Genomic DNA, 25,374 nt, shown 5'->3' on the forward strand with positions numbered 1-25,374 from the left:
TTTCAATCTTTTTTACCCTAAAATCTCATACTTGAAACACTCTCTCGCATACAACATCACCTAACTTGATGGTTATAAAACGCTTTCATTTCACTTAAAACGCCCCTTCTAAGACTTCGCTTATTACTAAGGCCAATTTTCTCACCCTTGAGAATCTTACTCGTGATCTCTTACCTATACTTCCAGCGCTTCCAAGCCAAAAGAGGCAGCAAGAAGTTAACGTGCAGTCATTTTTTTAACAGGAACAAAGGTAATGGAGTGATCAATTATGACGCTTAACAAGACAGGGCTTGCTATCGCAATGTCTGCGATTTTATTGAGTGGTAACGCATTAGCTAATAATGGCATCGATGATGGCAAAAGTAATAATCAGTGGGACGACAGTGCCAACACACTTTCTGTCACTGATAGTATGAATGACAACAGTAATAATAGTGACAACAGTAATAACAGCGACAACAGCGACAACAGCAACACGCAGTCGTTAGGTCTTACTGATAGCAATAATGACAACAGTAACAATAGTGACAACAGTAATAACAGCGACAACAGCGACAACAGCAACACGCAGTCGTTAGGTCTTACTGATAGCAATAATGACAATAGCAACAACAGTACTAGCAATGCTAATGACAACAGTAATAGCAGCGACAACTCTAACGCGAGTACTAACTCTAGTTACAACGACAATAGCGCTACTGCGGCTAATGACAACAGTAACAGCAGTGATAACTCGAATGCGAGTACAAACTCAAGTTACAACAATAACAGTGACAATCGTAACCAAGCAGACTCACGAGATCTGTCAGACAGTCGTGATATGAGTGACAGCAGAAGTTATGCAAATGACAACAGTAACAACAGTGATAACTCGAATGCGAGTACAAACTCAAGTTACAACAATAACAGTGACAATCGTAACCAAGCAGACTCACGAGATCAGTCAGACAGTCGTGATATGAGTGACAGCAGAAGTTATGCAAATGACAACAGCAACTCAAGTACCAACGACAGCTACAACGACAACAGTGACAGTCGCAACCAAAGTGATTCGAGTACAACGACGACTCGTAGCAACAATGACAACAGTAACTCTAGCACCAATGACAGTTACAACGACAACAGTGACAGCCGAAGCTATGCAGACAACAACTCTGACAATCGTGACCAGAGTAATTCGAGTACTAACAATAGCTATAACGACAACAGCGACAGCAGTATTAATACAGCTGATAGCTACAACACCTTACAGATGGATTCGGATACGGTTGTAGCGACATCTGAAGTCATGGGTTCCGTTAGCGCTACATCAGTAAATTACTCAACAATGGAAAAAGACTCTACTGTTCGAGTTGATAACGTAAATAACCTTGGTGGTATGGATGGTGCCTCGGGTATTACCACAGTGGCACAAAGCGCTGGCGGTAACGCACTGATTCAACAATCTGTAGCGACCAACGCGAGTGTCTTTACCGGCGACTAATGAGCATTATTAGGAGAAAGCGATGCGTTTGGCACTGTGTACCTTGGGTATGATAATTGCCGTTTCCGTCAATGCTGATGAGATAACGTTGTCTGACGAAAGTGCTAGCCTCGAAACCATGAGTGAAGCGAGAGGTGGTCAACATATCGATATCGATCTTGACCTTGTCTATGCAGAATCAGATGTTTATGGGGTATCGTCAGATAACGTAGCCAATAACACCGTTAGCGGAAATAACATTTTATCACCAGGTGCGTTCGCAGACAGTTCAGGGATATCGAGCGTGATTCAGAATACTGGTAATAACGTTCTTATTCAGAACTCAACCGTCGTTAACCTGACACTCAAGTAAATAATATGAGAATTGTTCGAAACATAACTTGGCTGATGCTGGCAATGTCAGCATCAGCCAACTCTTTAGAATTTCTTCCACATCGAGCTCACTACTCAGTGCCAGTAAAAAGCTATAAGGAGATAGTCTTTGGAGATGTCTTTCGTCAACAATATGATTTTAGCTGTGGTTCAGCCGCGTTGGCATCATTACTTACTTATCATTATGAAACGCCATCATCAGAACAAGACATTTTTGAGAACATGTATCGCAATGGTGATAAGGAAAAAATTAAAGAGAAAGGCTTCTCTCTCCTTGATATGAAAATGCACCTCGCTTCCATTGGCCTTAACTCTGACGGCTTCAAAATCGGACTAGAGAAAATTCGCAAAGTCGGCGTACCAGGTATTACCTTGGTCAATTTTGATGGCTATATGCACTTTGTTGTTATTCGGGGGATGAACAAAGACTCGGTGATCTTAGGTGATCCCTCACGAGGCACGATGATCATGAAATACGAAGAGTTTCAAAAGTATTATCAGGGCATTATCTTATTGGTCCGTAACGAAGCTGAAATGGGGCGTACAAGCTTTATTACCGATGATCAGTTTGCCATTTATCAAGCGTCACCACTAGAAAGCGGTGTACCTAGAGATTCACTAGGGGTATTTAGCATTACCCTCCCTGTCGATGGTGAGAATTAAACTAAGGTAACTATCATGTTTTTTAGCCGGCTTTTTCTCGTTGTTTGCATTTGTACCTTGTCGCTATTTGCTCGAGCAGACGTTATTAGCATTGAAGGAGTAAAACCACTTACTCACGAATCTTTGTCACAATACCGGGGTGGCTTTCAAGTCACTGACGACTACATCATCAACATCGGCCTCAGTATCACTACGACAATTAACGGTGAGAACCTCCTCAACACTACGATCGCCAATTTAGTAATAGAGAATGGCAATTTGACCAACATCAACGCAATTAATGATGCCAATAATCCGGAGCATGCTCAATTTGACCAAGGGATTGTCAATATCGTTCAATTTGGTGAAGGCAATATTGTCGATGACAACACTCTAAACTCTCCTAATATGGCACCAACTCAAAGACCGAACGTCGTGAGTTCTGAGCTTATCAATTCCAGTATTATCAACATCATTCAGAATACCACAGACAACAGCGTAATAGGTCTCAACACTCTCGTCGATATTGACGCGCAAGTTAGCGGCGTCATGCAGCAAATCCGAGCCAATCAGCAATTAGAAGACGCATTATTAAATCACCTTCAATAGCTGCAGCTACACATTTCATGTGGCTGGTGAGATAGACACTATCAGAGATTAAATGGCACACGAATGGTTAATTGGAAATCTGGTGTATCTTCGGTTAAGCCTGCTTGAGCACTAACATTAATTGAAGTCCGCCTGCTAAACGCATAATTGATACCAAAAGTCAGAGAGTCCAACTGGAGCAATTTCGCATCGTCAGCAGAACGCCCATCGACCTTACTTTTCAAAATCGTCTTGTGACTCAAACCAAGTGAAAATGACAAGTTTGGATTAACAGCAAAACCCATTCCCCCCGACAAAGCAATGGTATCACCTAAGTCAACATCAGCATTATTATCCCCCACCGTTACGGATTTCTCTAAGTTGTAGATGTAACTTAAGTTAGCGAATAACACGGCAGGATCAGTCGGATAAATCATCGTGACACTTGGCTCAAAACTCCAGAACCCCGATCCTGTAGGCACATCACTGAATGAATTACTTCCTTCATCAATAGAGACCTCGTAGGGAGAGCGACCTGTATCAGACTTTACTCTCAAACCACCAATCCAATATGGTGCGCTCTCAAAGTTAAACTGGTGACGTACTGCAAACTCCACATCTCCTAAACCACCACCATCGATGGTTGTATTGATGACTGATGGAGACCCATCTTGGATCGGACGCACCGACACTTGATCATTTCTGTAAACATAAGGCAGGCGAATTTCCAATTCGGTAGCATTCGTCAAGCCGTAGCGTGTCGTTAAACCTAAAGTCATCGTTGTTCTGTCCGCATCACTGACTTCGATTCGACCAACAATCAATGTGGGTAGCACGGTATAACCAACGACAGATACCTTATTTGAAGAGTTTTGGCTGTAGTTAAGTGAGGAGTCGAATGACCAACTTCCTTTGGGTGTGAGCACGCCTGGGCGGTCTATGACGTCGCCTACCGTTTGAGCGCGCTGTGGGATGTCATCACCTTCAGCCGCCCACACACTATGCGCGAAAAATAATGTCCCAAGGGTTACGCCCATCAAAGTTTTCCCTAACATCAAAGCATCCTTTCTTAATGGTAGTTATATACGATTAGGCTAGATTTCTTTATTTCGCAATATGTTGGCTTTAATAACTTGAGCAGTCTTAAAACATAAACTTATAAGAGAGAAGATGAATGGTGTGAAAAACTCGAAATCTCGAGATACAAAAAAGCCCCGCATAAGCGAGGCTTTTGTTGGAAGTGGCGCGTCCTGGAGGATTCGAACCTCCGACCGCCTGGTTCGTAGCCAGGTACTCTATCCAGCTGAGCTAAGGACGCGCAGTTTTCGTTATCAAACCTGTTGAACAACAGGTTCAATATCAGGATTTCGATTTGTATCAAATCAAACCCTAAAGAGTGGCGCGTCCTGGAGGATTCGAACCTCCGACCGCCTGGTTCGTAGCCAGGTACTCTATCCAGCTGAGCTAAGGACGCGCAGTTTTCGACATCAAGCCTGTTGAACAACAAGGGTCAATATCAGGATTTCGATTTGTATCAAATCAAACCCTAAAGAGTGGCGCGTCCTGGAGGATTCGAACCTCCGACCGCCTGGTTCGTAGCCAGGTACTCTATCCAGCTGAGCTAAGGACGCGCAATAATATATATTTTACTGTGTATAACCCGTTTATCAAACGAATTATTAAATAGTGGCGCGTCCTGGAGGATTCGAACCTCCGACCGCCTGGTTCGTAGCCAGGTACTCTATCCAGCTGAGCTAAGGACGCGCAGTTCTTCTTGCTAAAGAAGCTGTGAAACAAGTCACATTTTATTTCTTACGAAACAAAAAAAAGGCCAATCGGCCAGTCAATGAATGGCGGTGAAGGAGGGATTCGAACCCTCGATACGGGATAAACCGTATACTCCCTTAGCAGGGGAGCGCCTTCAGCCTCTCGGCCACCTCACCGTTTTCATTGTTATATCTCCGAGGAGATATGGCGCGTCCTGGAGGATTCGAACCTCCGACCGCCTGGTTCGTAGCCAGGTACTCTATCCAGCTGAGCTAAGGACGCACTTTTTGTTGATTTCTCAACGTTGCAAGAATGGCGGTGAAGGAGGGATTCGAACCCTCGATACGGGATAAACCGTATACTCCCTTAGCAGGGGAGCGCCTTCAGCCTCTCGGCCACCTCACCGTCTTGCGGAGGCACATATTACGTTTTACCGAAAATATGTCAAACACTTTCTTTAAAAAAAAACGCAAAAAACGTTTAAGCGGTGCGGATTTAATCAAAGCGATCGTTAAATGAACTTTACCACTCTATTATGATGAAAAAAAGAGACTACTCTCTTAAAAAAATACATTTATATCCAGTTCGCTCGCGATGGTTGATTTCGCGTTCAGTCACTTAGATATATGGCACAAACTAAAAAGGCTAGCCCGTAGGCTAGCCTTTTCCATTCAAACTAAGTTCTGTAAACAGGAGCGACTTAGTAGTTGCCTGAAGCAACGTTGCCATTGCCTTTTTCAGCTTGAATGCGCATGTAGATTTCTTCACGGTGAACAGAAACCTCTTTCGGAGCGTTAACGCCGATACGTACTTGGTTACCTTTAACACCTAGTACAGTCACAGTCACTTCATCACCAATCATAAGTGTTTCGCCTACACGGCGAGTCAAAATTAGCATTCTTTGCTCCTTGAGTAATCTCTAAATTTTCTTGCTACAAAGCTATTATCCAACAAAAGTTATATTTTCGTAAACTATCTTGTTGCCGAAAATTAGCCTAAAAAGGCATGTTTTTGCTGAATGCTCAATACTTCGCTGGATGTAACGTAAGCTTCATGAAGAATGTTTGCTGCCACATCAATACTCTCAGGGAGTAAGACTAGCATCATTGAGAGAGCATCGGTTGAACAGAAATGGGTTGAAATATCCTTTCCTGCCAACAAACTAACAGCATGCTCCACCATTCCACTGGCTTCGAGCCCTACTGCGGTCAATAGACTTACTTCTTCACTATTACGGATTTTATCGCTGAACACCAGTTCCAACTTGGCACATGCATCTTGTTTTATCATGATACCTGTTCTTTCTGTTTCCTCGATCACATTCCAAATGTCGATACCCAACATCTGACATTGCTTTGTAGCACTCGATAAATGTTCTTTATCCACTTCAATAATGGCAAGATCTCGTTGAATAGCAATACCCGAGACGGCTTGATTGCCTAAGTCTCCTTTAACCAAGCTGCCTTCATTCAAATCGAATGTTGAAAGCACGCGTAGCGGAACATTATGCTTCCATGCATATTGCACAGAAGGTAAATGCAACACTTTCGCACCTCGACTCGCCATCGCTTCCATTGAAGGAAAATCGATCACGTCGATCTTGCGAGCATTTTTTACTACACGCGGGTCACAAGTATAAATGCCATCAACGTCGGTAAAAATCTGACACTCGTCTGCGTTTAACGCACCAGCTAATGTCACTGCACTCGTATCAGAGCCACCTCGACCTAATGTGGTGATATCCCCATTTTCGTTCACACCTTGAAAACCTGCCACGATAACGATTTGATCTTGCTCTAAAAAACCCATAACCGTAGTAGTATCAATGTGTTTAATCGTCGCGTTATTGTGTTGATTATCCGTCACAATGTTCGCTTGTGTTCCGGTAAGTGAGCGCGCGGCATAACCCAATTTATTAAGTGTCATTGCCAGTAGTGCCATCGACACTTGCTCACCAGCAGAGAGCAAAACATCAAGTTCTCGAGCCGTTGGAACGCTATCAACTTGTTTAGCGAGATCCATTAGTCGGTTTGTCTCGCCTGACATCGCAGACACAACAACGACAACTTGATTACCATCATTTTTCGCCTTAATGATGTGTTCAGCTACCTGATATATTCTCTCAATTGAGCCTACCGAGGTTCCACCAAACTTTTGCACGATAAGGGGCTTTTTCACCAGTCTTCACCTTCCCAAGACCAAAGTTTCATTAGGACCACTTGTATTTTATTCGTTGAAAATTATATAAGCGGTAGTTACAACAAAACCAAGTCGCTCAAATAACTTGGTCAAAATACGGTCAATTAAACCACTTGGTTGCCATAAAAAAATTACGCCCAATCAAAGAACATTGATTGAGCGTAATTCATTTTATAAATAATTATAGGCGTTCTTCTAGCCAAGGTTGTACAGACTGAATTGCTTCAGGCAGCGCAGCAACGTCTGTACCACCAGCTTGAGCCATGTCTGGACGACCACCGCCTTTACCGCCAACTTGCTCAGCAACCATCTTAACGAGGTCACCCGCTTTTACTTTGCCGATAAGGTCTTTCGTCACACCTGCAATTAGGCCAATTTTGTCATCATTCACGTTAGCAAGAAGGATAACGCCGCTGCCTACTTGGTTTTTGATGTCATCAACCATAGTACGTAGATTCTTGTTATCCGCGCCTTCTAGCGCAGCAATCAGTACTTTTGTACCATTAATGTCCTGAACCTTACCCATGATGTTTGCACTTTCTGCAGCAGCCATCTTGTCTTTCAGTTTCTGGATTTCTTTCTCTAGAGATTTCGCTTTCTGTGCTGATTCAGCCAGTTTCTCTTCGTACTTAGCCGCTTGAGCTTCGATTGCGTCTAGCGCACCTTCACCCGTTACCGCTTCGATACGACGAATGCCAGCCGCGATACCGCCTTCTGAAGTGATCTTGAATAGACCAATATCACCGGTGTTAGAAGCGTGGATACCACCACAAAGCTCAGTAGAGAAATCGCCCATAGATAGTACGCGAACTTCGTCATCGTACTTCTCACCAAACAGTGCCATTGCGCCTTTCTTCTTCGCAGACTCAATGTCCATCACGTTGGTTTCAATCGCGTGGTTACGACGAATTTGTGCGTTCACTAGACGCTCAACTTCTTTCAGTTCAGCGGCCGTTACTGCTTCTAGATGTGAGAAGTCGAAACGCAGGCCATCAGCTTTCACTAGCGAGCCCTTCTGCGTAACGTGCTCACCAAGCAATTGGCGAAGTGCTGCATGTAGCAAGTGCGTCGCTGAGTGGTTTAGAGAGATAGCGGCGCGACGCTCTGCGTCAACGATGGTTGCAACTTCGTCACCTTTTGCTAGAACGCCTTCTACCATGACACCGTGGTGTGCGATTGCGTTACCTAGTTTCTGAGTATCATCAACACGGAATACACCAGATTCCGTTCGGATTTCACCAGCGTCACCACATTGACCGCCTGACTCAGCGTAGAATGGTGTTTCACCAAGTACGATGATCGCTTTGTCGCCAGCAGACAGTGCATCTACTTCGTTGCCTTCAACGAACATTGCCGCGACTGAACTAGAGCCTTTCGTACCTGTGTAGCCGCAGAATTCTGTTTGCGTATCAACTTTGATTGCTGCGTTGTAGTCAGTACCGAAGTTACCTGCTTCACGCGCACGTTGACGCTGCTCTTCCATTGCTTTCTCGAAACCTTCTTCGTCGATCGCGAACTCACGCTCACGAGCCACATCGTTGGTTAAGTCAGCTGGGAATCCATAAGTATCGTAGAGCTTGAATACTGTCTCGCCGTCTAGCACTTTACCGTCTAGGTTATCTAATGCTTCGTTTAGAATCGCCATACCGCGCTCAAGTGTGCGACCGAAGTTTTCTTCTTCGATACGCAGTACTTTTTCAACCACTGCTTGTTGACGCTTCAGCTCTTCGCCCGCAGTACCCATGATGTCTGCTAGTACACCAACCAGTTTGTGGAAGAATGCACCTTGTGCGCCCAGCTTGTTACCGTGACGAACGGCACGACGAATGATGCGGCGTAGAACATAACCACGGCCTTCATTTGAAGGCATAACGCCATCCACGATCAGGAATGAACATGAACGGATGTGGTCAGCGATAACGCGTAGCGATTGGTTCGATAGGTCTTCGTAACCGATCGTTTCAGCCGCTGCTTTGATCAACGCTTGGAATACATCGATTTCGTAGTTTGAGTGAACACCTTGCATGATCGCAGAGATGCGCTCGATACCCATACCCGTATCTACCGATGGTTTTGGAAGCGGTTCCATTGTGCCGTCTGCATGACGGTTGAACTGCATGAATACGTTGTTCCAGATCTCGATGAAACGGTCACCATCTTCTTCAGGTGTACCAGGACGGCCACCCCAGATGTGCTCACCGTGATCGTAGAAAATCTCGGTACATGGACCACAAGGACCAGTATCACCCATTTGCCAGAAGTTATCTGACTCGTATGGCTTACCACCTTTTTTGTCGCCAATGCGAATAATACGATCGGCAGGAATACCCACTTGCTTGTTCCAGATTTCAAATGCTTCGTCATCTGTCTCATAGACAGTAACAAGCAGGCGGTCTGCTGGTAGCTTTAGCGTTTCTGTTAAGAATTCCCAAGCAAATGCGATTGCATCTTCTTTGAAATAGTCACCAAAGCTAAAGTTGCCTAGCATTTCAAAGAACGTGTGGTGACGAGCGGTGAAACCAACGTTTTCCAGGTCATTGTGTTTACCACCAGCACGTACACAACGTTGAGCCGTAGTTGCTCGAGTGTAGGCGCGTTTTTCCAAGCCTAAGAAGCAATCTTTAAATTGGTTCATACCTGCGTTTGTGAACAGCAGTGTTGGGTCGTTATGTGGAACTAACGATGAACTTTCTACGATTTGGTGTCCTTTGCTTTCAAAGAACTTGAGGAACGCGTTACGAACCTCATCAGTGCTCATGTACATGCAGCTCTTCCTGAAAATAGTCGAGTTAGAATTTTGCAGTATTGTAGATCATGCAATCAGCTACGACTAGTTTTCTTGCGGAAAAGAGGGGGGAGAAGAAAAAATTTGAAGCAAAACAAAAATCAGGGTGTGGGATTCACCGCTAATCTTCATAATCAAAGCTTAGCGCATAACTTATTTGGTCAAAGTTATAGCCACGATATTGCATAAATCGCACCTGTTTAGCGTACTCTTTTTGGTCTTTGGCTTTGACTCCTTTGAATTTCTTTTCCGCCGCCATTCTTGCTCGTTCAAACCAGTCTTGTGGCTCTTCGGTCATCGCCATATCGATAATGGATTCCGCAATACGTTTTTGATTGAGCTCTTGACGAATACGACGTTCCCCATACCCTTTGTATACATGCTGTCGGATCTGGCTTTTGGCATAACGCAAATCGTCCAAATAGTGGTGGTCGAGGCAAAAATTAATAGCAGCTTCGATGTCCGCTTCTTCGTAACCTTTCAAAGCAAGTTTTTGGTAAAGCTCGTATTGCCCGTGATCACGACGGCTTAACAACTGTATGGCCGCTTCTTTACTCGACAACGTTGGCGCTTGACGCTTTTGGTACATAATGATCCTAAACGTGTTATTGCTGTACTATCTCGATACCAATCGTAATATATTACGCTTCACCCTAGCTTATTATGACGCTAGTTCTGCTTTCTGAATTGCTGTGATTGGTATTGCTCAGCTCTTTGTTTTATTTGGTTTTGATTTCAGCAAATACAACAAAGCCCCGCATAGCAGGGCCTTGTTTTGATTTATTTAATCAGAAGATTAAAACTCTTCTTCTTGCTCAGGCTTCTCGCTAGACTCTGGCGCTTCTAGCAAAGCTGGTGATAATAGCATTTCACGAAGCTTAATATCGATGGTCTTACCCACTTCTGGGTTTTCGCGTAGATAGTTACAAGCGTTCGCTTTACCTTGACCAATCTTGTCACCATTGTAGCTGTACCAAGCACCTGCTTTTTCAACTAGTTTGTGCTTCACGCCTAGGTCAATCAGTTCACCTTCACGGTTGAAACCTTGACCGTACATGATTTGTGTATTTGCTTCTTTAAACGGTGCTGCAATCTTGTTCTTAACGACTTTGATGCGCGTTTCGTTACCTACAACCTCATCGCCCTCTTTGATTGCACCAGTACGGCGAATATCTAGACGAACAGAAGCGTAGAACTTAAGCGCGTTACCACCCGTTGTAGTCTCAGGGTTACCGAACATCACACCAATCTTCATACGAATTTGGTTGATGAAGATACACATACAGTTAGACTGCTTTAGGTTACCTGTTAGTTTACGCATTGCTTGAGAAAGCATACGCGCCTGCAAGCCCATGTGGCTATCGCCCATTTCGCCTTCGATTTCTGCTTTAGGTGTTAATGCTGCAACTGAGTCGATAACCATGACATCAATCGCGCCAGAACGTGCAAGTGCATCACAGATCTCTAACGCTTGCTCACCCGTATCTGGCTGAGAAACCAATAGCGCATCGATATCAACACCCAGTTTCTTCGCATATACCGGGTCTAGTGCATGCTCAGCATCGATAAACGCACATGTTTTACCTTCACGCTGTGCTGCTGCGATAAGCTCTAGTGTTAGCGTTGTTTTACCTGAAGATTCTGGACCGTAGATTTCTACGATACGGCCCATAGGTAAGCCACCAGCACCCAAAGCGATATCAAGAGAAAGAGAACCTGTTGAGATGGTTTCTACGTCCATTGCGCGGTTATCACCAAGGCGCATGATAGAGCCTTTACCGAATTGCTTTTCAATTTGACCTAGCGCAGCGGCGAGCGCCTTTTGTTTGTTCTCGTCCATTACTTTCTCCGATTTATTCATCTTCTTTGGGCGACGAATAGTAATTCATTTTTCATAAGCAGGAAAACTGCTCAGCAATGAAAGTTATTATACTGTTGATTCATACAGTGTCTATACCTGTATAAAAAAAATTTGGTCTGCTCAATAGAGCGACTTGCTCTAGCCCTTATCAAATCTGGGCTAACGCTGTTCGAAGAAATTTCAGATTAAATGTTGCTGCAATTGAGTAAGTGCATGAATCACCGCCTGCTCACGCACCTCGGCACGATCGCCAGCAAAATGCATCGTCTCAACCTGCAACCAATCTTGGGTATCTGCAAACGCGAAACAGACCGTACCAACCGGTTTTTCTTGGCTACCACCGCTAGGCCCAGCAATGCCACTGATCGACACACCGATGGTGGCGTTGGAGTGTTTCAATGCGCCTTGCACCATTTCAATCACAACCGGTTCGCTGACGGCACCATAGGATTCTAACGTGGTGGCTTGCACCCCAAGCATCTCCATTTTTGCTTCGTTACTGTAGGTGACAAACGCGCGATCCAACCAAGCAGAGCTGCCTGCAATGTCAGTGATAGCGGTAGCGACACCACCTCCCGTACAGGATTCCGCCGTTGTCATCATATGCCCATGCTTCGCTAATAGTGCTCCTAAATCAGCACTCAATTTTGATGTTTGTTCCATGGTCAAAAATGCCCTTTGTCTCTTTTTACTTGATCGGGATTCACGTATCCTAAGTCGCTACGGAAATAAACTAAAGATCTTACCTGTGAAAGCTGAACAAAAACACACTCCGATGATGCAGCAATACCTCAAGCTTAAAGCTGAGAACCCAGAAATTTTGCTGTTCTACCGCATGGGCGACTTCTACGAACTCTTCTACGATGATGCCAAACGCGCATCCCAACTGCTTGATATTTCGTTGACTAAACGCGGTGCATCAGCAGGAGAGCCAATCCCGATGGCTGGCGTTCCATACCATGCTGTAGAAGGTTATTTAGCCAAACTCGTTCAGCTTGGTGAGTCTGTCGCAATCTGTGAGCAAATTGGCGACCCGGCTACCAGTAAAGGTCCGGTCGAGCGCAAAGTGGTGCGTATTGTTACACCGGGGACAGTGACCGATGAAGCGTTACTGTCTGAGCGTATTGATAACCTAATTGCCGCCATATACTCCCACAACGGTAAGTTTGGTTATGCGACTTTGGATGTAACTTCAGGACGTTTCCAGTTGGTTGAACCAGAAACTGAAGAGGCGATGGCCGCAGAACTACAACGGACTGCGCCACGCGAGTTACTATTCCCAGAAGACTTTGAATCTGTCCATTTGATGTCAAGCCGCAATGGTAATCGCCGTCGCCCTGTGTGGGAATTTGAGCTGGATACTGCTAAGCAACAACTCAATCAACAATTCGGCACTCGCGATCTCGTTGGCTTTGGTGTAGAACACGCAACGCTAGGTCTGTGCGCTGCAGGCTGTTTGATCCAATACGTAAAAGACACTCAACGTACTGCCCTACCACACATTCGCTCGCTCACTTATGATCGTCAAGACCATTCCGTTATCTTGGATGCGGCAACGCGTCGTAACCTAGAACTGACACAAAACCTTTCTGGCGGCACCGACAACACATTGGCGGAAATACTGGATCACTGCTCCACTCCGATGGGCAGCCGTATGCTAAAACGTTGGTTACACCAGCCAATGCGCTGCGTTGATACATTAAACCATCGCCTAGATGCCATTGGTGAAATCAAGGATCAAAGCCTGTTCACCGACATTCAACCCATCTTTAAACAGATCGGCGATATCGAGCGTATCCTGGCTCGTTTGGCACTTCGATCGGCACGCCCACGCGATATGGCTCGCCTGCGTCATGCGATGCAACAATTACCAGAACTGGAATCAGTCACTTCCTCTCTCGCTCATCCATACCTCACGAAGCTGGCTCAGTTTGCTGCACCAATGGATGATGTATGTGATTTGCTAGAACGCGCGATCAAAGAAAACCCACCAGTGGTGATTCGTGATGGCGGCGTAATCGCAGAAGGTTATGATACTGAGCTTGATGAGTGGCGCAAACTGGCAGATGGTGCCACTGAATATCTAGAGAAGTTAGAAGCTGATGAGCGTGAGCGTCACGGTATCGATACACTAAAAGTTGGCTACAACGCCGTACACGGTTTCTTCATTCAGGTGAGCCGTGGTCAAAGTCACCTTGTACCACCGCATTATGTGCGTCGCCAAACACTAAAAAATGCGGAACGTTACATCATTCCTGAGCTAAAAGAGCACGAAGACAAGGTACTGAATTCAAAGTCGAAAGCGCTCGCGGTAGAGAAAAAACTGTGGGAAGAACTGTTTGATTTATTGATGCCAAACCTTGAGAAAATGCAAAACCTTGCCTCAGCGATTTCTCAATTGGATGTCCTACAAAACTTAGCTGAGCGTGCAGATACTCTGGATTACTGCCGACCATCGTTGGATAAAGAAGCAGGTATTCGTATCCAAGCAGGTCGTCATCCAGTGGTTGAGCAAGTCACCAGCGAACCATTTATTGCTAACCCAATTGAGCTCAGTTCAAACCGTAAGATGCTGATCATCACCGGCCCAAACATGGGCGGTAAGTCGACCTACATGCGCCAAACGGCATTAATTGCGCTGATGGCCCACATCGGCTCTTACGTACCGGCAGAATCGGCTCATATTGGGTCATTGGACCGCATCTTCACTCGTATCGGTGCCTCTGACGATCTCGCCTCGGGTCGTTCAACCTTCATGGTCGAAATGACCGAGACTGCGAACATTCTGCACAATGCAACGAAGAACAGTTTGGTGCTGATGGATGAAATCGGACGCGGCACCAGTACTTACGATGGCCTTTCTTTAGCATGGGCAAGCGCCGAATGGCTGGCAACACAAATTGGTGCGATGACGCTATTTGCTACGCACTACTTCGAACTGACAGAACTACCAAACCAATTGCCGAACCTTGCTAACGTTCACCTTGATGCGGTTGAACATGGTGACAGCATTGCGTTTATGCACGCCGTTCAAGAAGGCGCGGCAAGTAAATCCTACGGTTTAGCAGTAGCAGGGTTGGCCGGCGTACCAAAATCTGTGATCAAAAATGCACGTATGAAGCTCTCTCAGCTTGAGCAATTAGGTCAAGGAAGTGATGGTCCTCGCCCCACTACGGTGGATGTAGCGAACCAGCTTAGCCTTATTCCTGAACCAAGCGATGTGGAACAAGCATTGTCTAATATTGATCCAGATGACCTGACCCCTCGTCAGGCATTAGAAGAGCTTTACCGCTTGAAGAAGATGCTCTAGCTCCAATACTTATCTCTTAGATGAAAATACGCAAAAAGGCTATGGGGTCACCATAACCTTTTTGTTTTTCTTATAAAATCAGAACTAGTCGTCTTCTACGTTGAACAAGTTTTCCATGTTCAGACCCTGTTTAATCAAGATCTCACGTAAGCGACGTAAACCTTCAACTTGAATCTGACGAACGCGTTCACGAGTCAAACCAATTTCACGCCCCACCTCTTCTAGCGTTGATGGCTCATAACCAAGCAAACCAAAACGTCGTGCAAGCACTTCTTTCTGCTTAGGGTTTAGCTCTTCTAACCAGTGAATCAACGATGACTTGATATCGTCATCTTGAGTTGATACCTCAGGATCGGAATTGTTTGCGTCCGGAATAATATCCAGTAGTGCTTTTTCACCATCTCCACCTATCGGTGTATCGACAGAGCTAATACGCTCATTAAGACGTAGCATCTTACTCACGTCTTCAACTGGGATATCTAACTGAGACGCGATCTCTTCAGCTGTTGGTTCATGATCGAGCTTTTGAGAAAGTTCACGCGCAGTACGCAGATAAATGTTCAGCTCTTTCACGACATGGATTGGCAAGCGGATGGTACGAGTTTGGTTCATCAACGCGCGCTCAATCGTTTGGCGAATCCACCACGTCGCATACGTTGAGAAACGAAAACCTCGCTCTGGGTCAAACTTCTCTACTGCACGGATCAGCCCTAGGTTCCCCTCTTCAATAAGATCAAGAAGGGCTAAACCACGATTACTGTATCGGCGAGAAATTTTGACAACCAAGCGCAAATTACTTTCAATCATACGCTTACGAGCGGCCTCATCACCACGAAGTGCGCGGCGTGCATAAAGCACTTCTTCTTCTGCAGTGAGTAGTGGAGAGAAACCAATTTCGCCCAGATACAGCTGTGTGGCATCTAAGCTCTTGCTGCTCGCATCTAATTCCTCACGAGCAACGGTTTTGGTTTTATTGGATGATGCTTTTTCAAGTTCTTTATCAACGCACTCTTCTGATGCATTGTTATATTCAAACTCATCAACTTTGGTTACTGTGTTGCTGATACTCATAACGCCTCCCCCTGGCGAGTTAGCAAGACATAACAACTCAATATGTCGCTAAATGATGTCGCAAGTTGTCTTTCAAAGTTTTAAGGCAAATAACGCTTTGGATTGACGGATTTACCTTGATAACGAATTTCAAAGTGCAATTTAACGGACTTAGCACCTGAGCTACCCATGGTCGCAATTTTTTGTCCACTCTTGACACTCTGTCCTTCAGAAACCAGCAGCCTATCGTTATGTGCGTATGCGCTTAAATAATTATCGTTATGCTTCACTATAATAAGATTGCCATAACCTCTTAGCGCATTACCAGAATAAACCACAGTGCCTGGGGCGGTTGAAACAATTGACTGACCTCGCTGCCCTGCGATATCGATGCCTTTATTTCCCTGTTCACCCGCCGAAAAATTCTTAATTACTCTCCCTTTTGTTGGCCACAACCACTTAGATACTTTGTCATTCTTCGCAGTGGTTACTGGCGGCTTTGGCTTGATATTTTGGTTAACTTTTGTACCAACATACTCCTTTGGTTTTGATTGTTCAACCTTCTTAGGCGGCGTTTTTTTTGCAACCTGAGTGGAAGTATTGATTGGCTTTTGATTAGAGTTTTTACTTGATTTTTGCGGTTTTGAGACTGTTGATGGTTTCGTCACTGGCGTAGGTGTCTTTGCAACTACTGGAACCACAACAGGTTCTACTTTATGGCCAAATTTGGGGGCGACATATTTTGGAGCCCAAAGTTTTAACCTTTGTCCTGGGAAAATGGTATAGGGTGCAGCCAGTTCATTGTAACGAACTAGATCATTTACATCTTTATCTGTGACATAGGCTATAAAATAAAGTGTATCACCATTCTTTACTTCATAATAACTACCTCTATAGCTGCCTCGGTCAACGCTAGAATAGTCCTTATTTAGGCTGGAAACAGGCGCAGGAATATGAGCCGCACAACCCACCAGTCCCACAGCTAACAGACAGCTAATACCAAAACGACATAACAACCTATTCACCTAGTCTTCAACCCTTAAGCCAAATCACCAGCAACTAATGGCACAAACCTAACCATCTCAACCACGGTTGATAGGTACTGTTCGCCTTTTCGCTCTATTTTTAATAACTGTTGTTCATCTTCACCGACAGGAATGACCATCTTGCCACCATCTTTTAGCTGCGTTAGAAGCGCTTGAGGGATCGCCTCCGCCGCCGCTGTAACAATAATCGCATCAAATGGGCCTTTTGCTTCCCATCCAAGCCAGCCATCACCATGTTTGGTCGATACATTATAAATATCAAGTTGCTTCAGACGACGTTTAGCGCCCCATTGCAGAGATTTAATGCGTTCAACGGAATAAACATGATCAACGATTTGAGCAAGCACTGCGGTTTGATAACCAGAACCCGTACCGATTTCTAGTACATTACTGTCTGACTTTAGATCTAACAGCTCTGTCATTTTAGCAACGATGTAAGGTTGAGAAATGGTTTGCCCCTGACCAATCGGCAACGCATTGTTATCGTAGGCTTGATGCATCATCGCTTGCGACACAAAACTTTCCCGTGGTAAACGATAGATTACATCTAATACACGTTGATCACTGATGCCACTGGCGATAAGAAACGCTATCAACCTGTCAGCATGTGGGTTACTCATTACTTCTCTTCCTTTAACCAACTGGCCATCGCGCGTAGTGACTCATGAGCCGTGAGATCAACTTGCAATGGTGTGATTGAGACACGGCCATGTTCAATGGCATAAAAATCTGTGCCTTCTCCGGCATCTTGCTCTTTACCAGGAGGACCTAGCCAATAAATATCATTACCACGCGGATCTTTCTGCTTAATCATATTCTCAGCGTGATGGCGAGCACCTAGCCGAGTTACTTCAATCTCGCCCAACTTGTCTAGCGGCAGATCAGGTACGTTCACGTTTAATAAGCGGTTGGTTGGAATGGGGAACGCCAAATGTTGCTCAACCAGTTTTCGCGCTATTTTTGCTGCAGAGTCAAAATTTTGTTTACCGACCAAAGAAAAGGCGACCGACTGAACGCCAAGGAAGTGCCCTTCCATTGCCGCTGCAACTGTCCCTGAGTACAACACATCGTCACCGAGGTTAGCACCATGATTAATACCAGTTAACAACAAATCTGGTAGGTCGCCTTTCATCAATTCATTCAATGCAAAGTGCACGCAGTCTGTCGGCGTCCCCTGCACAGAAAAAGTATCTGGCGCGATCTCTGTCACTCGCAGCGGCTGCTCAAGCGTCAGTGAATTAGATGCTCCAGAACGATTACGATCTGGGGCAACAATGGTCACTTGTGCAATCGCTTTAAGCTCTTTCGCGAGAGCGTGAATTCCCTGAGCATGAACGCCATCATCGTTACTCAGTAGAATTCTTAAGGGCTTTGCGTTTAGTGAATCCACTTCCATTAGTATTCTCTTTCTACTTTTTCCTCGATAACCAACTCACGAACAATAGATGTCGCAAAAGAGCCCGCATCCAGTGAGAAGGTCAATGTGATGTTATTGCCATCAACGGTCCAAGCCAAGTCTTTTGGTTTTAAAGCGATATCACGGCGATCATGACGCATGCGATTGCCACAAATCAACTTCATCAAATCGGGCTCATCATCCAAAAATGGCTGTTCTAAAGCTTGTGCTTGCGCTTGAGTTGGTAGATCATTATCGCCAGCCAGTGCTGCTGTAATGCTCACTCCCCCCTGCTCGAATTGCGCTTGAAGCTCAACAAGGTTACTTGCATCGACAACTTGAATGCCGGTTTCTGTCTGTGCAATATCACCTTCGATAAACTGATCAAATAACCCTTTTTCTAGACGCGCTGAAACGATACGATTAAAAATCCACGAACGCGCAGCAGATAAGTACATACTACGTTTATTTTGGTTGCGGGTACGGACGTTTTCACGGCCCCAACGACGAGCTTCGACGAGGTTATTACCATCGTTACCAAAACGTTGACTGCCAAAATAGTTCGGCACGCCCACTTGCTTCACTTTTTCAAGACGCTGTTCAACATCAGCCACATCGCTCACATCGGACAAAGTAACCGCAAACTCGTTACCTACTAAGTCACCAGGACGCAGCTTTTTGTTGTGTCGGTCTGTCGCTAGAATCTCAATACTTGGGTACTGCGCCAAAAACTCCGTGAAGTCTGGCGTCTCACCCTTTGGTAAGTGTACGCTTAACCACTGTTCGGTCACCGCGTGGCGATCTTTGAGCCCTGCCCAACTGACGTCTTTTGATTTAACGCCACAAGCTTTCGCCAATTCATTCGCGACGAAACTGGTGTTCTCTCCGGTTTTACGGATACGCACCATCAAGTGCTCGCCTTCCCCCGTAAAAGCAAAACCGAGATCTTCGCGAACCTGAAAATGCTCTGGTTGCGCTTTAATTTTTGCTGATGCAACTGGCTTACCGGTTAAGAAAGCCAATGAAGATAAAATGTCTGACATGATGTTTTTCCGCTGATATCACAGCTTAGAGGAGCAAATTGCTAGTTATTGCTTAAACAAAAGTACCACTGCTTCCGTTGCAATGCCTTCTTTGCGTCCAGTAAAACCGAGACGTTCTGTCGTGGTCGCTTTTACGTTAATGTTGCTAATGTTGGTTTCCAGGTCTTCGGCAATTGCCGCACACATGGCATCAATATAAGGCGCCATCTTTGGCGCTTGCGCCATGATAGTAATGTCCGCATTACCAAGTCGGTAGCCTTGTTCTTTTACAAGACGATACACGTCTTTCAACAGTTCACGGCTATCCGCCCCTTTCCATTTATCATCCGTATCAGGAAAGTGGCGGCCAATATCGCCTGCAGCGATAGCACCAAGTAAAGCGTCGCTTAATGCGTGCAAAGCGACATCACCATCTGAGTGTGCAATCAAGCCTTGCTCATAAGGTATGGCAACACCACCGATGATAACCGGGCCTTCTCCACCAAACTTGTGCACATCAAAACCGTGACCAATTCGAATCATTTTCTATCCTTTCTTTTCTAGCCGCGTTCACGGCGTAGATAAAACTCCGCTAAAGCAAGATCTTCTGGCTGAGTAATTTTTATATTGCTCGCATTACCTTGAACTAAGGCCGGTGTTTCACCTCGCCACTCAAGAGCAGAAGCTTCATCGGTAATCGTGACGCCTTGCTGCAATGCGTCGGCCAGCGCTTGAGTCAGTTGCTGAGTTTTAAACATTTGTGGCGTTAGTGCGTGCCATAATGCCTCTCTGTCTACCGTATGATCAATATCTTGCGTTGAATTTGCACGCTTCATGGTATCTCTCACTGGTGACGCTAGAATACCGCCGATTTGGTGAGAACGGCAAACGTCAATCAAACGGTCAATATCAGTTATCGACACACAAGGTCTTGCCGCATCGTGAACCAATACCCACTCACTTTCAAGTTGGGTACTTACATAGTTTAGCCCCGATAGCACCGAGTCTGCCCTTTCTTTGCCACCCGCAATTCGAATAACGTCGGGATGTTGGGCAATCGATAATTCTGGGTAATAAGGATCACCATCTGTCACCGCAACCACAACCTTAGCAATTTTAGGATGAGAAAGGAGTTTCTCGACCGTATGCTCCAAGACGGCTTTACCGTCAATCATCAGATACTGCTTAGGGCGGTCTGCTTTCATTCGACTACCGACACCGGCTGCAGGCACGATTGCAACATGAGATGGCGCTGAATCTAACATTTTACTGATTTTCCTCACCAATAATGCGGTAGAAAGTTTCCCCTTCTTTGACTAGGCCAAGCTCATGACGCGCTCGCTCTTCAATCGCATCAAGACCTTGTCGTAAGTCATCAATTTCTGCGAACATCTCATTATTACGAGCTTGCAGCTTGCTGTTCACTTGTTGCTGAACTTCAATTTCATCTTTCACTGTGTAGTAGTCCGACACTCCATTTTTACCAAACCATAGAGTGTATTGAAGCCAGCCAAACAGTAACGTAAGGGCTATAACAAAGATTCGCATATCGCTGCTAACATTCTGTACCGGAAGGGATTAGATAAGAGGACATATATAGCATAAATGCGAGGTAGCCTCTAGGGGATATGAAGATACTCACACGCTCCTTACAGGAAAAAAAGCCGCAAAATGAAACAAAGAGATTCTCTACCCTCTTCTTCGGCATTCAAAGAAATGACAAATAAAAGTTCGCGATACTCCTTTGAAGTCCGTTCTCGACTCTCGAAGAAAAGTGTTCCAAAAGGGCGAAGCCCGCGCCATTATATCAGATAAAAAAAACGCCCCACCGAAGTGGAGCGTTTCAAAACTTTAAGCTAAGCCATTAATTCAATTAAGAATTAAGCTTGACCTTTAACTTCTTTAAGACCGTTGAAAGGAGCGCGCTCACCTAGAGCTTCCTCGATACGGATTAGTTGGTTGTACTTAGCAACGCGGTCAGAACGGCTCATAGAACCAGTCTTGATTTGACCTGCAGCTGTACCTACCGCTAGATCAGCGATAGTTGCATCTTCAGTTTCGCCAGAACGGTGAGAGATTACTGCTGTGTAACCTGCATCTTTAGCCATCTTGATTGCAGCTAGAGTCTCTGTTAGAGAACCGATTTGGTTGAACTTGATAAGGATAGAGTTAGCTACGCCTTTCTCGATACCTTCAGCAAGGATCTTAGTGTTAGTAACGAATAGGTCGTCACCTACTAGTTGAAGCTTGTCACCTAGTAGTTCAGTTTGGTGCTTGAAGCCATCCCAATCAGACTCGTCTAGACCGTCTTCGATAGAAACGATTGGGAATTGGTTAGCTAGCTCAGCTAGGTAGTGGTTGAACTCTTCAGAAGTGAAAGTTTTACCTTCGCCTTTCATGTTGTAGATGCCAGCTTCTTTGTCGAAGAACTCAGATGCTGCACAGTCCATAGCAAGAGTAACGTCTTTACCTAGTTCGTAACCAGCAGCTGCAACAGCTTCTGCGATAACTTCTAGTGCTTCAGCGTTAGACTTAAGGTTAGGAGCGAAACCACCTTCGTCACCAACTGCAGTGCTGTAGCCTTTAGACTTAAGAACTTTAGCTAGGTTGTGGAACACTTCAGCACCGATACGTAGACCTTCTTTAAGAGTCTTAGCACCAACTGGTTGGATCATGAACTCTTGGATGTCAACGTTGTTGTCTGCGTGCTCACCACCGTTGATGATGTTCATCATTGGTAGAGGCATTGAGAACTGACCTGCAGTACCGTTTAGCTCAGCGATGTGCTCGTATAGAGGCATGCCTTTAGCTGCTGCTGCAGCTTTAGCGTTTGCTAGAGAAACCGCTAGGATAGCGTTCGCACCGAACTTAGATTTATTTTCAGTGCCGTCTAGTTCGATCATTACTGCGTCGATTGCAGCTTGGTCTTTCGCATCTTTGCCAACTAGAGCTTCAGCGATTGCGCCGTTTACCGCTTCAACAGCTTTAAGAACACCTTTACCTAGGAAACGGGCTTTGTCACCGTCACGTAGCTCAAGAGCTTCGCGAGAACCAGTAGATGCGCCAGATGGAGCAGCAGCCATACCTACGAAACCGCCTTCTAGGTGTACTTCAGCTTCTACTGTTGGGTTACCACGTGAATCGATGATTTCACGACCTAGAACTTTAACGATCTTAGACATTGAATGTTTCCTTCTCGTTGAATATATAATGTCAAAATTAAAGGCAGCAACACAGCTTACGTTACTGCCTGTATTCCTTACTTACTTCTCAAATTCGCCGCGTTGGTATTCACCAGCCGCTTTCACGAAACCAGCGAACAGTGGGTGACCATCACGTGGTGTAGATGTGAACTCAGGGTGGAATTGAGCCGCTACAAACCATGGGTGAGCTGGGTTCTCAATCACTTCTACCAGTTTCTTGTCTGCAGATAGACCTGATACTTTTAAGCCTGCTTTTTCGATTTGCGGACGAAGATTGTTGTTCACTTCATAACGGTGACGGTGACGCTCATAAATAGTCGCGTTGCCGTAAAGCTCACGTGCTTTTGTGCCTTTTTCTAGGTGACAAAGTTGTGAGCCAAGACGCATCGTACCACCTAGGTCAGACTTCTCGGTACGTTCTTCAACTTTACCTTCGCCATCAACCCATTCTGTGATCAAGCCTACCACAGGGTACTTAGTTTCTTTGTTAAATTCTGTTGAATGCGCACCTTCCATACCCGCTACGTTACGCGCGTATTCGATCAGTGCGACTTGCATGCCTAGACAGATACCTAGGTAAGGAACATTGTTTTCACGAGCGTATTGCGCTGCACGAATCTTACCTTCGATACCACGGTCACCGAAACCACCAGGAACAAGGATTGCGTCTAGACCTTCAAGGATCTCGACACCTTTGTTCTCAACATCTTGAGAGTCTACATACTGAATCTTAACGCTCAGACGGTTCTTAAGACCTGCGTGTTTTAGGGCTTCGTTTACTGATTTGTATGCATCTGGCAGTTCAATGTACTTACCAACCATACCAATCGTAACTTCACCTGTTGGGTTCGCTTCTTCGTAGATTACTTGTTCCCACTCAGACAGGTTTGCTTCTGGAGCATTAATGCCAAAACGAGCACAAACAAGATCGTCTAGACCTTGAGCTTTGATTAGTTGAGGGATCTTGTAGATAGAATCTACGTCTTTCATTGAGATAACTGCTTTTTCTTGAACATTACAGAAAAGAGCAATCTTCTTACGTTCGTTTGCTGGGATCATACGATCTGAGCGACAAACTAGAATATCTGGTTGGATACCGATAGATAGCAGCTCTTTAACAGAGTGCTGAGTTGGCTTAGTTTTCACTTCGCCAGCAGCTGCTAGGTAAGGAACTAGAGTTAGGTGCATGAACATTGCGCGCTCGCGACCAAGTTCTACTGCTAGCTGACGAATTGCTTCCATAAATGGCAGTGACTCGATATCACCTACCGTGCCGCCTACCTCAACGATAGCAACATCATGGCCTTCAGAACCTGCGATTACGCGATCTTTGATAGCATTAGTGATATGAGGAATTACCTGAATGGTAGCACCTAGGTAGTCACCACGACGCTCTTTACGTAGAACGTCTGCGTAAACACGACCAGCAGTGAAGTTGTTACGCTTAGTCATCTTAGTGCGAATGAAACGCTCGTAGTGACCAAGGTCAAGGTCAGTCTCCGCGCCATCTTCTGTAACAAACACTTCACCGTGTTGAGTTGGGCTCATTGTGCCTGGGTCAACGTTGATGTAAGGGTCAAGCTTCATCATCGTCACTTTAAGACCACGAGCTTCAAGAATAGCCGCAAGAGATGCTGCTGCAATACCTTTACCTAGAGAGGATACAACCCCGCCAGTAACAAAAATGTAATTTGTCGTCATGTTTAACCTGAAATTGGTTGAATGAGGGAAATGGAGTGCTTCTGGACGGGACGTAAATATACCAGAAGCTCCCTAACGCCACAACGTGAAATCTATCACACCGCAATTTTTTATTTTTTGCTTCAAATCAAAGTCGAGTGCTCATGCCATTTTGGCTTCACTCTTCTCGTTTTACTTCATCCCACATCGATTCCAGTTCATTCAAACTAAAGTCCGTTAGCGTTTTTCCCTTTTGCGCGACCTTCGCCTCTACGCCTTTAAAACGTCTTGAAAACTTCAAATTCGCTTTAGACAGTGCCACTTCAGGATCTTGCCCCAAGTGACGTGAAAGATTTACCGTTGCAAACAATAAATCCCCCAACTCAAGCTCTACCTTAGTTGCATCTGGTGTGATTTGAAGTACCTCTTCCATGACCTCTTCAATTTCTTCTTGAACCTTCTCGACTACCGGGCCAAGTGAATCCCAATCGAAACCATATTTAGCGCATTTCTTTTGAATCTTTGTAGCACGAGAAAGCGCAGGCAGAGAGTTTGGTATTGAGTCTAGAATACTTTCTTCCGATTTGCCTACTTGTGCTTTTTCTTTGGCTTTTTCCGCTTCCCAATTGGCATGAATTTCTTCTTCGGAATCAAATTCCACTTCAGAAAAAACATGAGGATGGCGACGAGTCAGTTTTTCATTCACCGTCTCCACCACATCAGAAAAATCAAACAACGCCTGCTCCTTGGCCAACTGACTATAAAAAATCACTTGATACAACAAGTCTCCGAGCTCTTCTTTTAGGTTTGACCAATCGCGGTTTTGAATCGCATCAACGACTTCATAGGTTTCTTCGATAGTGTGAGGAACGATAGTGTCAAATGTCTGCTTTAAATCCCAAGGACAGCCACTTTCTGGGTCACGCAGCTTCGCCATGATTTGTTCTAACTGTTCAATTGGATGACTCAT

General features: G+C 45.1%; 23 protein-coding genes and 7 tRNA genes. 5 read left to right on the top strand and 25 right to left on the bottom strand.

Going from position 1 to position 25,374, the window contains the following annotated elements; all coding sequences use genetic code 11:
• Positions 1 to 268: 268 nt before the first annotated feature.
• From AK966_RS03485 to AK966_RS03500, 4 genes are read left to right on the top strand one after another with little or no spacing between them, the layout of a single operon-like run.
• Positions 269 to 1,483, top strand: coding sequence for a dentin sialophosphoprotein (locus AK966_RS03485; RefSeq protein WP_119463539.1), 1,215 nt, complete (start codon positions 269 to 271; stop codon positions 1,481 to 1,483).
• A gap of 22 nt (positions 1,484 to 1,505) precedes the next feature.
• Positions 1,506 to 1,835 carry a carbon storage regulator gene (locus AK966_RS03490; RefSeq protein ID WP_099079814.1) on the top strand — a complete coding sequence of 110 codons (330 nt, stop codon included), beginning with the start codon at positions 1,506 to 1,508 and terminating at the stop codon, positions 1,833 to 1,835.
• 5 nt (positions 1,836 to 1,840) lie between these two features.
• The gene (locus tag AK966_RS03495; RefSeq protein ID WP_099079813.1) at positions 1,841 to 2,518 is read left to right on the top strand and encodes a C39 family peptidase; all 678 of its coding nucleotides are present in this window, start codon (positions 1,841 to 1,843) and stop codon (positions 2,516 to 2,518) included.
• Between the two features lie 15 nt (positions 2,519 to 2,533).
• On the top strand, positions 2,534 to 3,106 hold the full coding sequence (locus AK966_RS03500) for a hypothetical protein (RefSeq protein ID WP_099079812.1): 573 nt from the start codon (positions 2,534 to 2,536) through the stop codon (positions 3,104 to 3,106).
• Positions 3,107 to 3,147: 41 nt separating this feature from the next.
• Here the strand turns inward: AK966_RS03500 and AK966_RS03505 are convergent, their stop codons facing one another.
• The 14 genes from AK966_RS03505 to pncC all read right to left on the bottom strand — a co-directional run bounded on the left by AK966_RS03505 (position 3,148) and on the right by pncC (position 12,360).
• On the bottom strand, positions 3,148 to 4,140 hold the full coding sequence (locus AK966_RS03505; RefSeq protein ID WP_099079811.1) for a transporter: 993 nt from the start codon (positions 4,138 to 4,140) through the stop codon (positions 3,148 to 3,150).
• A 186-nt stretch (positions 4,141 to 4,326) separates the two neighbouring features.
• Positions 4,327 to 4,403 (bottom strand) — tRNA-Arg (locus AK966_RS03510).
• Between the two features lie 79 nt (positions 4,404 to 4,482).
• Positions 4,483 to 4,559: transfer RNA gene (locus AK966_RS03515), tRNA-Arg, on the bottom strand.
• A gap of 80 nt (positions 4,560 to 4,639) precedes the next feature.
• Positions 4,640 to 4,716 (bottom strand) — tRNA-Arg (locus AK966_RS03520).
• A 56-nt stretch (positions 4,717 to 4,772) separates the two neighbouring features.
• Positions 4,773 to 4,849 (bottom strand) — tRNA-Arg (locus AK966_RS03525).
• 87 nt (positions 4,850 to 4,936) lie between these two features.
• Positions 4,937 to 5,028, bottom strand: a tRNA-Ser gene (locus AK966_RS03530).
• Positions 5,029 to 5,057: 29 nt separating this feature from the next.
• Positions 5,058 to 5,134 (bottom strand) — tRNA-Arg (locus AK966_RS03535).
• A 31-nt stretch (positions 5,135 to 5,165) separates the two neighbouring features.
• Positions 5,166 to 5,257, bottom strand: a tRNA-Ser gene (locus tag AK966_RS03540).
• Positions 5,258 to 5,552: 295 nt separating this feature from the next.
• Positions 5,553 to 5,750, bottom strand: a complete 198-nt coding sequence (csrA, locus tag AK966_RS03545; RefSeq protein WP_004415691.1) for a carbon storage regulator CsrA — start codon at positions 5,748 to 5,750, stop codon at positions 5,553 to 5,555.
• Between the two features lie 92 nt (positions 5,751 to 5,842).
• Positions 5,843 to 7,030: an aspartate kinase gene (locus tag AK966_RS03550; RefSeq protein WP_119463540.1), complete on the bottom strand. Its 1,188-nt coding sequence runs from the start codon at positions 7,028 to 7,030 to the stop codon at positions 5,843 to 5,845.
• Between the two features lie 202 nt (positions 7,031 to 7,232).
• Positions 7,233 to 9,815, bottom strand: a complete 2,583-nt coding sequence (gene alaS / locus AK966_RS03555; protein ID WP_099080749.1) for an alanine--tRNA ligase — start codon at positions 9,813 to 9,815, stop codon at positions 7,233 to 7,235.
• A gap of 142 nt (positions 9,816 to 9,957) precedes the next feature.
• Complete coding sequence (gene recX, locus AK966_RS03560) at positions 9,958 to 10,425, bottom strand: recombination regulator RecX (protein WP_099080748.1); 468 nt, start codon at positions 10,423 to 10,425, stop codon at positions 9,958 to 9,960.
• Positions 10,426 to 10,632: 207 nt separating this feature from the next.
• The gene (gene recA, locus AK966_RS03565) at positions 10,633 to 11,676 is read right to left on the bottom strand and encodes a recombinase RecA (RefSeq protein ID WP_099080747.1); all 1,044 of its coding nucleotides are present in this window, start codon (positions 11,674 to 11,676) and stop codon (positions 10,633 to 10,635) included.
• A gap of 201 nt (positions 11,677 to 11,877) precedes the next feature.
• Positions 11,878 to 12,360 carry a nicotinamide-nucleotide amidase gene (gene pncC / locus AK966_RS03570; protein WP_099080746.1) on the bottom strand — a complete coding sequence of 161 codons (483 nt, stop codon included), beginning with the start codon at positions 12,358 to 12,360 and terminating at the stop codon, positions 11,878 to 11,880.
• 85 nt (positions 12,361 to 12,445) lie between these two features.
• Here pncC and mutS point away from each other — a divergent pair, with 85 nt between their 5' ends.
• The gene (mutS, locus tag AK966_RS03575) at positions 12,446 to 15,007 is read left to right on the top strand and encodes a DNA mismatch repair protein MutS (RefSeq protein ID WP_119463561.1); all 2,562 of its coding nucleotides are present in this window, start codon (positions 12,446 to 12,448) and stop codon (positions 15,005 to 15,007) included.
• Positions 15,008 to 15,091: 84 nt separating this feature from the next.
• Here the strand turns inward: mutS and rpoS are convergent, their stop codons facing one another.
• The 11 genes from rpoS to mazG form a co-directional block, all read right to left on the bottom strand.
• Positions 15,092 to 16,078, bottom strand: a complete 987-nt coding sequence (rpoS, locus tag AK966_RS03580; RefSeq protein ID WP_099080744.1) for an RNA polymerase sigma factor RpoS — start codon at positions 16,076 to 16,078, stop codon at positions 15,092 to 15,094.
• 80 nt (positions 16,079 to 16,158) lie between these two features.
• Complete coding sequence (locus AK966_RS03585; protein ID WP_099080743.1) at positions 16,159 to 17,082, bottom strand: peptidoglycan DD-metalloendopeptidase family protein; 924 nt, start codon at positions 17,080 to 17,082, stop codon at positions 16,159 to 16,161.
• A gap of 14 nt (positions 17,083 to 17,096) precedes the next feature.
• Positions 17,097 to 17,723 (bottom strand): protein-L-isoaspartate(D-aspartate) O-methyltransferase, encoded by a 627-nt coding sequence (locus AK966_RS03590; RefSeq protein WP_099080742.1) that lies wholly within the window; start codon positions 17,721 to 17,723, stop codon positions 17,097 to 17,099.
• Positions 17,723 to 18,499, bottom strand: a complete 777-nt coding sequence (surE, locus tag AK966_RS03595; protein ID WP_099080741.1) for a 5'/3'-nucleotidase SurE — start codon at positions 18,497 to 18,499, stop codon at positions 17,723 to 17,725. The genes AK966_RS03590 and surE overlap by 1 nt, the downstream gene beginning before the upstream one ends.
• Positions 18,499 to 19,542 (bottom strand): tRNA pseudouridine(13) synthase TruD, encoded by a 1,044-nt coding sequence (gene truD, locus AK966_RS03600; RefSeq protein ID WP_099080740.1) that lies wholly within the window; start codon positions 19,540 to 19,542, stop codon positions 18,499 to 18,501. The genes surE and truD overlap by 1 nt, the downstream gene beginning before the upstream one ends.
• A gap of 45 nt (positions 19,543 to 19,587) precedes the next feature.
• Complete coding sequence (gene ispF / locus AK966_RS03605) at positions 19,588 to 20,064, bottom strand: 2-C-methyl-D-erythritol 2,4-cyclodiphosphate synthase (RefSeq protein ID WP_099080739.1); 477 nt, start codon at positions 20,062 to 20,064, stop codon at positions 19,588 to 19,590.
• 17 nt (positions 20,065 to 20,081) lie between these two features.
• On the bottom strand, positions 20,082 to 20,786 hold the full coding sequence (ispD, locus tag AK966_RS03610) for a 2-C-methyl-D-erythritol 4-phosphate cytidylyltransferase (protein ID WP_099080738.1): 705 nt from the start codon (positions 20,784 to 20,786) through the stop codon (positions 20,082 to 20,084).
• 1 nt (position 20,787) lies between these two features.
• Positions 20,788 to 21,069 (bottom strand): cell division protein FtsB, encoded by a 282-nt coding sequence (gene ftsB, locus AK966_RS03615; RefSeq protein ID WP_099080737.1) that lies wholly within the window; start codon positions 21,067 to 21,069, stop codon positions 20,788 to 20,790.
• 332 nt (positions 21,070 to 21,401) lie between these two features.
• On the bottom strand, positions 21,402 to 22,703 hold the full coding sequence (gene eno, locus AK966_RS03620; RefSeq protein WP_099080736.1) for a phosphopyruvate hydratase: 1,302 nt from the start codon (positions 22,701 to 22,703) through the stop codon (positions 21,402 to 21,404).
• An 81-nt stretch (positions 22,704 to 22,784) separates the two neighbouring features.
• Positions 22,785 to 24,425 carry a CTP synthase gene (locus tag AK966_RS03625; protein ID WP_099080735.1) on the bottom strand — a complete coding sequence of 547 codons (1,641 nt, stop codon included), beginning with the start codon at positions 24,423 to 24,425 and terminating at the stop codon, positions 22,785 to 22,787.
• A gap of 157 nt (positions 24,426 to 24,582) precedes the next feature.
• Positions 24,583 to 25,374, bottom strand: coding sequence for a nucleoside triphosphate pyrophosphohydrolase (gene mazG / locus AK966_RS03630; protein ID WP_099080734.1), 792 nt, complete (start codon positions 25,372 to 25,374; stop codon positions 24,583 to 24,585).

Source organism: Vibrio sp. PID23_8, assembly GCF_003584965.1.
Classification (GTDB): Bacteria; Pseudomonadota; Gammaproteobacteria; order Enterobacterales; family Vibrionaceae; genus Vibrio.

Coding starts and splice junctions, on each gene's coding strand:
- AK966_RS03505 (WP_099079811.1), bottom strand. CDS start 4,140: ATGTTAGGGAAAACTTTGATGGGCGTAACCCTTGGGACATTATTTTTC.
- ispF (WP_099080739.1), bottom strand. CDS start 20,064: ATGATTCGAATTGGTCACGGTTTTGATGTGCACAAGTTTGGTGGAGAA.
- ftsB (WP_099080737.1), bottom strand. CDS start 21,069: ATGCGAATCTTTGTTATAGCCCTTACGTTACTGTTTGGCTGGCTTCAA.
- pncC (WP_099080746.1), bottom strand. CDS start 12,360: ATGGAACAAACATCAAAATTGAGTGCTGATTTAGGAGCACTATTAGCG.
- ispD (WP_099080738.1), bottom strand. CDS start 20,786: ATGTTAGATTCAGCGCCATCTCATGTTGCAATCGTGCCTGCAGCCGGT.
- mazG (WP_099080734.1), bottom strand. CDS start 25,374: ATGAGTCATCCAATTGAACAGTTAGAACAAATCATGGCGAAGCTGCGT.
- alaS (WP_099080749.1), bottom strand. CDS start 9,815: ATGTACATGAGCACTGATGAGGTTCGTAACGCGTTCCTCAAGTTCTTT.
- AK966_RS03500 (WP_099079812.1), top strand. CDS start 2,534: ATGTTTTTTAGCCGGCTTTTTCTCGTTGTTTGCATTTGTACCTTGTCG.
- surE (WP_099080741.1), bottom strand. CDS start 18,499: ATGGAAGTGGATTCACTAAACGCAAAGCCCTTAAGAATTCTACTGAGT.
- recA (WP_099080747.1), bottom strand. CDS start 11,676: ATGGACGAGAACAAACAAAAGGCGCTCGCCGCTGCGCTAGGTCAAATT.
- recX (WP_099080748.1), bottom strand. CDS start 10,425: ATGTACCAAAAGCGTCAAGCGCCAACGTTGTCGAGTAAAGAAGCGGCC.
- AK966_RS03495 (WP_099079813.1), top strand. CDS start 1,841: ATGAGAATTGTTCGAAACATAACTTGGCTGATGCTGGCAATGTCAGCA.
- csrA (WP_004415691.1), bottom strand. CDS start 5,750: ATGCTAATTTTGACTCGCCGTGTAGGCGAAACACTTATGATTGGTGAT.
- AK966_RS03625 (WP_099080735.1), bottom strand. CDS start 24,425: ATGACGACAAATTACATTTTTGTTACTGGCGGGGTTGTATCCTCTCTA.
- eno (WP_099080736.1), bottom strand. CDS start 22,703: ATGTCTAAGATCGTTAAAGTTCTAGGTCGTGAAATCATCGATTCACGT.
- truD (WP_099080740.1), bottom strand. CDS start 19,542: ATGTCAGACATTTTATCTTCATTGGCTTTCTTAACCGGTAAGCCAGTT.
- AK966_RS03485 (WP_119463539.1), top strand. CDS start 269: ATGACGCTTAACAAGACAGGGCTTGCTATCGCAATGTCTGCGATTTTA.
- AK966_RS03590 (WP_099080742.1), bottom strand. CDS start 17,723: ATGAGTAACCCACATGCTGACAGGTTGATAGCGTTTCTTATCGCCAGT.
- AK966_RS03490 (WP_099079814.1), top strand. CDS start 1,506: ATGCGTTTGGCACTGTGTACCTTGGGTATGATAATTGCCGTTTCCGTC.
- rpoS (WP_099080744.1), bottom strand. CDS start 16,078: ATGAGTATCAGCAACACAGTAACCAAAGTTGATGAGTTTGAATATAAC.